Consider the following 9,914-nt stretch of genomic DNA (forward strand, 5'->3'; position numbering starts at 1 on the left):
GGCGTCGGCCCCGGCCGGAGCGACCGGCGGCGTCCCGCGGCCGAGCCTCACGGGTGGGCGACGCCGGGCGCCGCGTCCCGGCCGAGCTCGGCCAGCAGGTCCGGGCCCAGGGCGGTCACGTCCCCCGCGCCCATCGTCAGGACGACGTCGCCGGCCGTGGCGCCCGCCGCGAGCGAGCGCACCGCCTCGGCGCGGTCCTCGGCGACGACACGGTCCTCGGCGGCGCCCGTGGTGAGGCGGGACGCGATGAGGGACGAGTCGACGCCGTGCATCGGCTCCTCCCGAGCCGCGTACACGGGCAGCACGCGCACCGCGTCCGCCCCGGAGAGGGCGGCGGCGAACTCGGCGGCGAAGTCCCGGGTGCGGGAGAACAGGTGGGGCTGGAACAGGACGTGCACGCGGGCGTCGCCGGCCACGGCACGGCCGGCGGAGACCGCGGCGGCCACCTCCGTGGGATGGTGCGCGTAGTCGTCGAAGACCCGCACGCCGCGCGCGGCGCCGCGGAACTCGAAGCGGCGGGCCGTGCCCCGGAAGGCCTCCACGCCCCGCACGGCGGCCTCGAAGGCCATGCCCGCCCGGACGGCGGCCAGGACCACGGCGGCGGCGTTCAGCGCGTTGTGGCGGCCGGGCACCTGCAGGTGCAGGGTGCGCTCCGGGCCGTCCGCCATCCGGAACGTGGCGCGCTGGCCCACTCCGGTCTCGCCCGGCTCCACCGCGAGGTCGGTGACCAGCAGGTCCGGCGCCACGCCGTCACGGGGCGCCGAGCCGTAGGTCACGACGTCGGCGGCCGCGTGCTCCCGTGCCCACGCGGCCAGGTCCGCCGCGCCGGCGTCGTCGAGGCAGGCCACGAGGACCCCGCCCTGGGCGGCGGCCGGCAGCCCGCCCGCGAAGTCCCGGAAGACCTGGTGCACCGCCTCCTCGGTCCCGTAGTGGTCCAGGTGGTCGGCCTCCACGGTCGTGACGATCCCGACCGTGCTCGGGTAGTTCACCAGGGTGCCGTCGGACTCGTCGGCCTCCGCGATGAACCACTCGCCCTGGCCCGCCCGGGCGTTGGTGCCGAGCCCGGCGACGGCGGCGCCGACCGCGAACGTGGGGTCCCAGCCGGCGTCGGAGAAGGCCATGGCGGCCATGGAGGACGTGGTGGTCTTCCCGTGCGTGCCGGCGACGGCCAGCACCCGGTGGCCGCGCATGGCCAGGGCGAGGCCCTCGGAACGGTGCAGCACGCGCAGTCCGCGCGCCACGGCGGCGTCGTGCTCCGGGTTGCCCGGCCCGGCGATCGAGGAGGCGATCACCGTGGTGACGTCCCGGCCGAGGTGCGCGGCGTCGTAGCCGACCGTGATCCGGGCGCCGCCCGCGGCGAGCTCGCGCATCACGGGCAGGTCCTTCGCGTCGGAGCCGGACACCGCGACGCCCTGCTCCTGGAGGATGCGGGCGACCCCCGACACGCCGACGCCGCCGATCCCCAGCAGGTGGACGCGGCCCAGGTCGGCGAAGCGGCCCTCGGCCGCGGGACGGGTGCTCTCGTCTCGGCTCATCGCCGGGCTCCTTCCTGGGCGGCCGAGCGCACGAGGCCGGCCATGGTGACGTCCGCGTCCCGGACGCCGAAGCGGGCGGCCGCCTCCCCCATGCGCGCGAGACGCTCAGGGTCGGTCGCCAGCGGGATCAGCTGACGCTGCACCCACGCGCGCCCGAAGGCGTCGTCGCGGACGAGCAGCGCGCCCTCCGCCTCCACCACGGGGCGGGCGTTGAGCGCCTGCTCGCCGTTGCCGATGGGCAGGGGGACGTAGACGGCGGGCAGGCCGACCGCGGACACCTCGCAGACCGTGCCGGCGCCCGAGCGGGCGACGATCAGGTCGGCGGCGGCGTAGGCCTGCTCCATGCCCGCCAGGTACTCCCGCTGGACGTAGCCGTCCCGGACCAGCAGGCTGCCGTCGTCCTCGGTGAGGGCCTTGTCCCGACCGGTCAGGTGGAATACCTGCAGACCGGCGTCCAGGAGGTCGCCCAGCGCGGCGCGCACGGTGCGGTTCACGGCCAGCGCACCCGAGCTGCCGCCGGTCACCACGACGGTGGTCCGGTCCGGGTCGAGGCCGAGGGCCTCACGGGCGGCACGGCGGGCGGCCGCCCGGTCCAGGCCGGAGATCTCGGGGCGCATCGGCATGCCCACCCAGCGGGCGCCGCGGAGGCGGGTGTCCGGCAGGGCGGTGCCGACGTGCGCGGCCCGCAGGGCGCCGATGCGGTTGGCCAGGCCGGGGCGGGCGTTGGCCTCGTGGACCACCACGGGCACACCGGCCCGGAACGCCGCGAGGTACACGGGGGTCGCGACGTAGCCGCCCACACCCACGACGACGTCGGCGCGCCGGTCCCGCAGGATCCGGGCCGCCGTCGCGACCGCGGCGCGCATGCGGGCCGGGAAGCGGACGACGTCCATCGACGGGCGGCGCGGCATCGGGACCCGGTCGATCAGGTCGAGCTCGTAGCCCGCCTCGGGGACGAGACGCGTCTCCATGCCGGAGGCGGTGCCGACCATGGTGCACTCGACGGGACCGCCGCCGTCGCCCTCCAGGGCGCGGGCGATCGCGAGCATCGGGGAGATGTGGCCGGCGGTGCCGCCGCCGGCCAGCACCACCCGCAGGGGTCCGGAGGGATGAGAGGTCTGCGTCATCGGGGCTCCTGGAGGGCGGGGGTGGGATCACGGGGAGGGGGTCGGTGTCCGGCTCGTCCGCCTGCGGGCGGGCGTCCGGCTGGACGGCACGGCGGCGCTCGTGCCGGGCGAAGGCCAGCACGATGCCGACCGCGCTCAAGGACAGGGTGAGCGCGGAACCACCATAGGAGATGAAGGGCAGCGGGACGCCCACCACGGGGATGATCCCGGAGACCATCGCGATGTTGACGGCCGCCTGACCCACCAGCCAGGCCAGGATCCCCCACGTCGAGAGGCGGATGAACGTGGACGTGGTCCCGGCGGCGACGCGGTAGATGCCGATCGCCAGGCCGAGGTAGGCCAGCAGCACCACCAGCGTGCCCACGAGTCCGAGCTCCTCGCCGAGGATGGTGAAGATGAAGTCGTTCTCGGCCTCCGGGATGTAGCTCCACTTCTGGCGGGACTGGCCGAGGCCCGCGCCCCACCAGCCGCCGGAGGCCAGGGCGTACATCCCGTGCGCCGGCTGGAAGCAGGGGTCGGTGGCGTCGGAGCAGTCCCCCATCCAGGCCTGCACCCGGACCATGCGGTGCGGGGCGAGGAGGGTCAGGGCCAGGATGCCCAGCACGCTCAGCGCCAGGAAGGTGAGGAAGACCCCCCAGTGGGTGCCGGCCACGTACAGCACCGTGGCCAGCACGATCGCGAGGATGATCGCGGTCCCGAGGTCGCTGCCCGCCATCACCAGGCCCAGCAGCAGCAGGCCGCCGGGCAGCACCGGGATCAGCGCGTGCCGCACCTGGGTGACGAGGCGGTGCTTGCGCTCCAGGACCGCCGCCGCCCACAGGGCCAGGGCGAGCTTGGCGGCCTCGGAGGGCTGCATCCGGAACCCCCCGATGCCCAGCCAGTTGCGATTGCCGCCCACGGTGACGCCGAGCGGGGAGAACGCGACCAGCGCGAGCAGGATCACGGCCACGCCGAACGCCGGCCAGGCCATCGCCTTGAGGACGCGCACCGGCAGGCGCGAGAACACGAGCAGGGCCGCCACGCCCGCCACCGCCCAGGCGGTCTGGCGCAGGAACAGGGCGTACGAGCCGCCGCCGGTGCCGATCGCCTCGACGGAGGACGAGGAGAGCACCATCACGAGGCCCAGCACCGTGAGCAGGGCGGTGCAGCCGCTGATGAGCAGGACCGACAGGTCGAGGGCGCGGCGACCCTCGAGGACCCGCCACATCCGGCGCAGGAGCCGTTCCCGATGCTCGGGGGCGTCGTCGTCCGCGCCGGAGCGCACCGGGCGGAGCTCGATCGGGGACATGGCCCTCCTCACGGGGGAAGCGAGACGGTCGGGTGGGCGGCGGGTCAGTCGGCGTCGGGCGCGGCGTCGTCGTGCACGTCCCAGCCGTGCTCGCGCATCAGCCCGGCGACGGCCTCGATGAACGCCTCGCCGCGGGCCGCGTAGGAGCGGAACTGGTCCATCGACGCCGCGGCGGGCGCCATGAGCACGGTGTCGCCGGGGCGGGCCAGGCCGTCGGCCACGCGCACCGCCTCGGCCATCACGGCCGCACCGTCGGCGGGGCCGGTGCCGTCGGCCGCGGTGAGGGGGGCGTGGACGGGGACCTCGGGGGCGTGCGCGGCCAGGGCCGCGCGCAGGGCCGAGGTGTCCCTGCCCAGGAGCACCACCGCGCGGAGCCGGTCGGCGTGCGCGGCCACCAGCTCGTGATAGGTCACGCCCTTGGGTAGGCCGCCGGCCAGCCACACCACGGAGCTGAACGCCGCCAGCGACGCGTCCGCGGCGTGCGGGTTCGTCGCCTTGGAGTCGTTGACCCACATGACGTCGCGGGAGGTGGCCACGAGCTGGATGCGGTGCTCGCCGCGGTCGTAGGCGCGCAGGCCCTCGGCCACGGCCGCGGGGCTCACCCCGACGGCCCGGGTCAGCGCCGCCGCGGCGGCCGCGTTGGCCATGGTGTGGCGCGGCGCCACCGGGCCCAGGTCGGCGCGCTCGGCCAGGGCGATCGCCTCGTGACGCCGGTTGTCCAGGAACGCACGGTCCACGAGGATCCCGTCCACGACGCCGATGTCGGACAGGCCCGGGGTGTCCGTGGTGAAGCCGATCGCGCGGCAGCCCTCCTGGACGTCCGCGCGTTCCACGAGGGTGCGGGTCAGCGGGTCCTGCTCGTTGAACACGCAGGCCACCCGCGTGTTCGCATACACCTTGCCCTTGGCGGCGGCGTACTCGTCCATCGAGCCGTGCCAGTCCACGTGGTCCTCGGCGAGGTTCAGCACCGCGGACGAGGCCGGGGCCAGGCCGTGCGTCCAGTGCAGCTGGAAGCTGGAGAGCTCGAGGGCGAGCACGTCGAAACCCTCCGGGTCGCGGATCGCGTCGAGCACGGGGGTGCCGACGTTGCCGCAGGCCACCGCCCGACGGCCGTCCGCCCGCAGGATGGCCTCGACCATCGTCACGGTGGTCGTCTTGCCGTTCGTGCCCGTCAGGCACACCCAGTCGGCGGTCTTCCGCCCGGCGCGCTCGCGCAGCCGCCAGGCCAGTTCGACGTCGGACCAGATCGGCAGGCCCGCCGCGTGGGCGGCCATCAGCAGCGGCTGGTCCGGCCGCCAGCCCGGGGAGGTCACGACGAGGTCCGCGGCGGCGCCGTCGACCTCGGGCAGCGCCTGCGTGGCCGCCCGGTCGAGCAGGACCTCGCGGACCCCCACGATCCGCAGGGTCTCGGCGCGCGCCCGGTTCTCCGGGCCGCCGTCGCCGTCCACCACCACGACGGCGGCGCCCAGCTCGGCCAGGGTGTCGGCCACGGAGAAGCCGGTGACGCCCAGGCCCGTGACGACGACGCGCAGGCCGGCCCACCCCGGGGCGTCCCAGGACGTGAGGTCGGCGGTGCGGGCGGTGTCGGCGCGGGGCCGGCGCACCGGTGCGGGCGCGGCGTCGGACGCGGGGCCGGTCACGGGGTCACCCCCGCGAGGCCGCCCTGGCGGATGAGCCAGTCGCCGTAGAAGATCGCGAGCCCCACGGTGACGCACATCAGGGACAGCAGCCAGAAGCGGACCACGACGGTCACCTCGGCCCAGCCCTTGAGCTCGAAGTGGTGCTGCAGCGGCGCCATGAGGAACACGCGCTTGCCGCCGGAGACCTTGAACCAGCCCACCTGGATGATGACGGAGAGGGTGATCGCGACCATGAGGCCGGCCAGCACGGCCACCAGGATCTCGGTGCGCGTGAAGATCGCGAAGCCGGCCAGGGCGCCGCCCAGGCCCAGGGAGCCGGTGTCCCCCATGAAGATCTTGGCCGGGGAGGTGTTCCACCAGAGGAACCCCAGCAGGCTGCCCGTGAGGATCGCCGCGAGCAGGGCGAGGTCCATGGGGTCGCGGACCTCGTAGCAGCCGCGGGTGCCCTCGAGCGCACAGGACTGGCTCGCCTGGAAGAGCGACATCAGGACGTAGGCGCCCGTGATCATGGCGGTGGCGCCCGTGGCGAGCCCGTCGAGGCCGTCCGTGAGGTTCACGGCGTTCGTGGTGGCGGTGGTGATGAGGTTCGACCAGATCACGAACAGGATGACGCCGATCGCAGGTCCGGCGAAGGCCAGGTCGAGCCACGGGATGTCCCGGGCGAAGGAGATCGCCGTCGAGGCGGGGGTCAGGCCCCGCTCGTCCGGGAAGTTCAGGGCGAGGACGGCGAAGGCGGTGCCGATCAGGGCCTGGAGGATGATCTTGCCGCGCGGCGTCAGGCCGAGCGAGCGCTGCTTCGTGATCTTCGTGAAGTCGTCCACGAACCCGACGAAGGCCATGCCCACGGTGAGCAGCAGCAGGATGAGGCCGGAGGCCGTGGGCCCGCCGAAGTCGACGCCGAGCAGGGCGAGCAGCCCGTGGGTGATCAGGTACGCCAGCACGAGGGACCCGATGATGACCGCGCCGCCCATCGTGGGCGTGCCGCGCTTGGTCTTGTGGGTGGTCGGGCCGTCGTCGCGGACGAACTGGCCGTACCCGCGCTTGACGAGGAACCGGATGAACAGCGGGGTGCCGGCGGCCGAGAGGACCAGGCCGAGCACGCCGCCGATGAGCAGTCCGATCACGGTCGGGACTCCTTCGGGGAGGCGGAGGGGGCGGCGACGGCGTCGGCCGTGGCGAGGCGCTCGCCGAGGGCCGCGAGCCCGACGCCGTTGGAGGACTTGACGAGGACAAGGTCGCCGGGGCGCAGGTGCTCGGTGAGGAACGCCTCGGCCTGCGCGGCGTCGTCGACGAAGTGCGCCTCTTCGCCCCAGCTGCCCTCGTTGAGGGCGCCGATGTAGAGCGGCCGGGCTCCGGCGCCCACCACCAGCAGCTGGGCGATGTTCAGGCGCACCACGGACTCGCCCACGAGGGTGTGCTCACGGACGCGGGCATCGCCGAGTTCGAGCATCTCCCCCAGGACGGCCCAGGTGCGGCGGCCGCTGGAGCGGCCGAGGGTGGCCAGCGTCCGGAGCGCGGCGCGCATGGACTCGGGGTTGGCGTTGTACGCGTCGTTGATGACCGTGACGCCGTCCGCGCGGTCGGTGCGCTCCATTCGGAAGCGGCTGGCGGGTCCGAGCCCGTCGAGACCACGGGCGATCTCGGCCGGGTCCATGCCGGCGGCGTGGGCGGCCGCGGCGGCGGCCAGCACGTTGTGCACGTGGTGCAGGCCGGTCAGTCCGGAGGCGACCGGGTGCCGCAGGGCGGCCCCCTCCGTCCCGACCTGCAGGTCGAACACGGGGCGCTCCTGGTCGTCGGCGTGCACGTCCCGTGCGGCGACGAGGCCTGACGCGCGGCCGGCGGACACGTCCTCGGCCGCGCGGGCGACGCCCCGCTCGTCCGCGGTGAACCAGGTGATCGGGGCGGCGGTCCGCGCCGCCATGCCGGCGACACGCTCGTCGTCGAGGTTGAGGACGGCGACGCCGTCGGGGCCGAGGGCCTCCACGAGCTCGCCCTTGGTGCGTGCGATGTTCGCCACGCCGCCGAAGCTGCCCGCGTGGGCGGTGCCCACCATGAGCACGACGCCGATGTCCGGGCGCACGAGGTCGCAGAGGTACGCGATGTTGCCGACGTGGTCCGCGCCCATCTCGACCACGAGGAAGCGCGTGTCCAGCTCCGCCCGGAACACCGTGAGCGGCACGCCGACCTCGCCGTTGTACGAGCCGACCGGTGCGACGGTGGGGCCCTGGGTGGCCAGCAGGGCGGCGAGCAGGTCCTTCGTGGTGGTCTTGCCGGCCGAGCCGGTGATGCCGATGACGGTGGTCGGGGAGTGCTCCCGGACGCGGCGCACGACCTCCCGGGCGAGCGCGCCCATCGCGAGCACGGCGTCCTCCACGAGGATCGCCGGGTGCGCGGCGCCGTCGGGGGCGTGCGTGGCGCGCTCGGCGAGCACGGCGGCGGCGCCGGCGCCCAGCGCGGCGTCGATGAAGTCGTGGCCGTCGGCGCGCTCCCCCGGCTTCGCCACGTAGAGCGTGCCCTCGGCGGTGACCTCCCGCGAGTCGGGGGTGACGTGCACCAGCACGGTGGCGGGGTCGAGGGTGGCCGAGAGCGTGCCGGACACGGCCTCGGCGATCTGGGCTGCGGTGAGAGCGATCATGACTCGATGACCTTACCCTCGCGGGCGGGGCCGGAGCCCGAGGCGGAGGCCGCCGCGACACGGGCGGCCAGGGCCTCGCGGAGGGCCACCCGGTCGTCCAGCGGGACGAGCTCGCCGTCGTAGTCCATCGTGGTCTCGTGTCCGCGGCCGGCCAGGAGGATGCCGTCCTGCGGCCCCGCCAGCTCCACGGCGCGGCGGATGGCCGCGGCACGGTCGGCCACCTCCTCGATCACGACCGTGCGGCCCTCCTCCCGCGCGATGCGGTCGGCCTCGGCGCGGGCGCCGGCGAGGATGTGGGCACGGATCGGGGCCGGGTCCTCCGAGTGGGGGGTGTCGTCGGTGACGATCACCACATCCGCCGCCCGGGCCGCGATCGCGCCCATCACGGGCCGCTTGTCACGGTCACGGTCACCGGCGGAGCCGAACACGATCAGGGTGCGCCCGCGCGTCCCGGCCGCCGCCCGGGCGTCGGCGAGGGAGCGCAGTGCCTGGACCATGCCGTCCGGGTTGTGCGCGAAGTCGACGACGGCGTCCGGCTCGCGGCCCACGACCTCCATCCGTCCCGGGACGGCGGCGGCCAGAGGGCCCTCGCCCGCGGGCACGTCCAGGACGGCGGCGAGCGCGTCCAGGTGCTCCTCCCCCACGGCGTGCAGCACGAGCAGGACCGCCAGGGCCGCGTTGGCCACGTTGAAGCGGCCCGGCAGACCGACGGAGGCCCGCAGCTCCCGGCCCGTGGCCGCGTGGCGCAGCGTGAAGCGGTGGCCGAGGCCGTCCGGCGCGAGCTCGGCGACCTCCCAGTCCGCCCGGAGGCCCGGGTCGTGCTCGGCCAGGGCGCCCGGCGTCGGCGCGGCCGGCCCGAGGGCGAGCGTGGTGACGGGAGCGCCGGCGGCCCGGGCCATGGCGACGCCCCAGCGGGGCCCCTCGCCGCCGTCGAGCGTGATGACGGCGTGGTCGGTGCGGGCGGGGTCGAACAGACCGGCCTTGGCCGCGAAGTACTCCTGCATCGAGCCGTGCATGTCCAGGTGGTCCTGGGTCAGGTTGGTGAACCCGGCCACCGCGTAGCGCAGGCCGGCGATCCGCTGGTACGCCACGGCGTGGGAGGAGACCTCCATGACGGCGGTGTCCACCTCCTCCTCGCGCATGAGCGCCATGAGGGCGTGCAGCTGGGTGGCCTCGGGCGTGGTGAGCGTGGAGGGGACCTCCCGCTCCCCCGCGCGGATCAGGATCGTGCCCACGATGCCCGACCGGCGCCCCAGGGCCTCGAGCAGGGCGGCGGCGAGGAAGCTCGTGGTGGTCTTGCCGTTGGTGCCGGTCACGCCGAGCAGGCGCGGGCCGGCGTCGCCCCCGCCGCCGTAGACGCGGGCCGCCACGGTGCCGGCGGCGGTGCGCACGGCGTCGACCTCGAGCACCGGGACGTCGGCCAGGCCCTGCTCCGCCAGGAGCGCGCGGCCCGCCGCGTCCGTCAGGACGCCGACGGCGCCGGCCTCCAGCGCCGTGGCCGCGAACGCCGCGCCGTGGGCGCGCGCCCCCGGGACGGCGACGTAGAGGTCGCCCGGGCGCACGACACGCGAGTCGAGGCTGACCCCCGTGACGCCGTCGGCCGGGGCCGCGCCGTGGACGTGGGCCGCGATCCCCGCCCCGGCCAGCGCCTGTGCGAGGGCGGGCCAGGGCGTGGCGGGGGTGTGGGAG

At 75.5% G+C, this 9,914-nt stretch carries 6 protein-coding genes and 1 pseudogene; all 7 read right to left on the bottom strand.

The window, feature by feature from the left end:
- Nucleotides 1-47: 47 nt before the first annotated feature.
- Entirely contained in the window at nt 48-1,535 is a 1,488-nt protein-coding gene (gene murC, locus CITRIK5_RS05460) for a UDP-N-acetylmuramate--L-alanine ligase (RefSeq protein ID WP_095694684.1), read from the bottom strand.
- Nucleotides 1,532-2,662, bottom strand: a complete 1,131-nt coding sequence (gene murG, locus CITRIK5_RS05465) for an undecaprenyldiphospho-muramoylpentapeptide beta-N-acetylglucosaminyltransferase (protein WP_036314165.1) — start codon at nt 2,660-2,662, stop codon at nt 1,532-1,534. Before murG ends, murC begins: the two co-directional genes overlap by 4 nt.
- A gap of 154 nt (nt 2,663-2,816) precedes the next feature.
- Nucleotides 2,817-3,950 (bottom strand): annotated as a pseudogene (locus CITRIK5_RS05470) (FtsW/RodA/SpoVE family cell cycle protein); the annotation flags it as partial.
- A 44-nt stretch (nt 3,951-3,994) separates the two neighbouring features.
- Nucleotides 3,995-5,590 (bottom strand): UDP-N-acetylmuramoyl-L-alanine--D-glutamate ligase, encoded by a 1,596-nt coding sequence (murD, locus tag CITRIK5_RS05475; protein ID WP_044659503.1) that lies wholly within the window; start codon nt 5,588-5,590, stop codon nt 3,995-3,997.
- Nucleotides 5,587-6,714: a phospho-N-acetylmuramoyl-pentapeptide-transferase gene (gene mraY / locus CITRIK5_RS05480; RefSeq protein ID WP_044659502.1), complete on the bottom strand. Its 1,128-nt coding sequence runs from the start codon at nt 6,712-6,714 to the stop codon at nt 5,587-5,589. Before mraY ends, murD begins: the two co-directional genes overlap by 4 nt.
- On the bottom strand, nt 6,711-8,225 hold the full coding sequence (gene murF / locus CITRIK5_RS05485) for a UDP-N-acetylmuramoyl-tripeptide--D-alanyl-D-alanine ligase (protein ID WP_095694686.1): 1,515 nt from the start codon (nt 8,223-8,225) through the stop codon (nt 6,711-6,713). The genes mraY and murF overlap by 4 nt, the downstream gene beginning before the upstream one ends.
- On the bottom strand, nt 8,222-9,914 hold a 1,693-nt coding region (locus tag CITRIK5_RS05490; RefSeq protein ID WP_159833219.1), incomplete at its 5' end, for a Mur ligase family protein. The genes CITRIK5_RS05490 and murF, both read right to left, overlap by 4 nt.

Origin of the sequence: Micrococcus sp. 116 (assembly GCF_902506395.1) — a bacterium.
GTDB lineage: Bacteria > Actinomycetota > Actinomycetes > Actinomycetales > Micrococcaceae > Micrococcus > Micrococcus luteus.

Excerpts from the sequence above, each read along its gene's own strand:
- murC (WP_095694684.1), bottom strand. The coding sequence starts at position 1,535 with ATGAGCCGAGACGAGAGCACCCGTCCCGCGGCCGAGGGCCGCTTCGCC.
- murG (WP_036314165.1), bottom strand. The coding sequence starts at position 2,662 with ATGACGCAGACCTCTCATCCCTCCGGACCCCTGCGGGTGGTGCTGGCC.
- murF (WP_095694686.1), bottom strand. The coding sequence starts at position 8,225 with ATGATCGCTCTCACCGCAGCCCAGATCGCCGAGGCCGTGTCCGGCACG.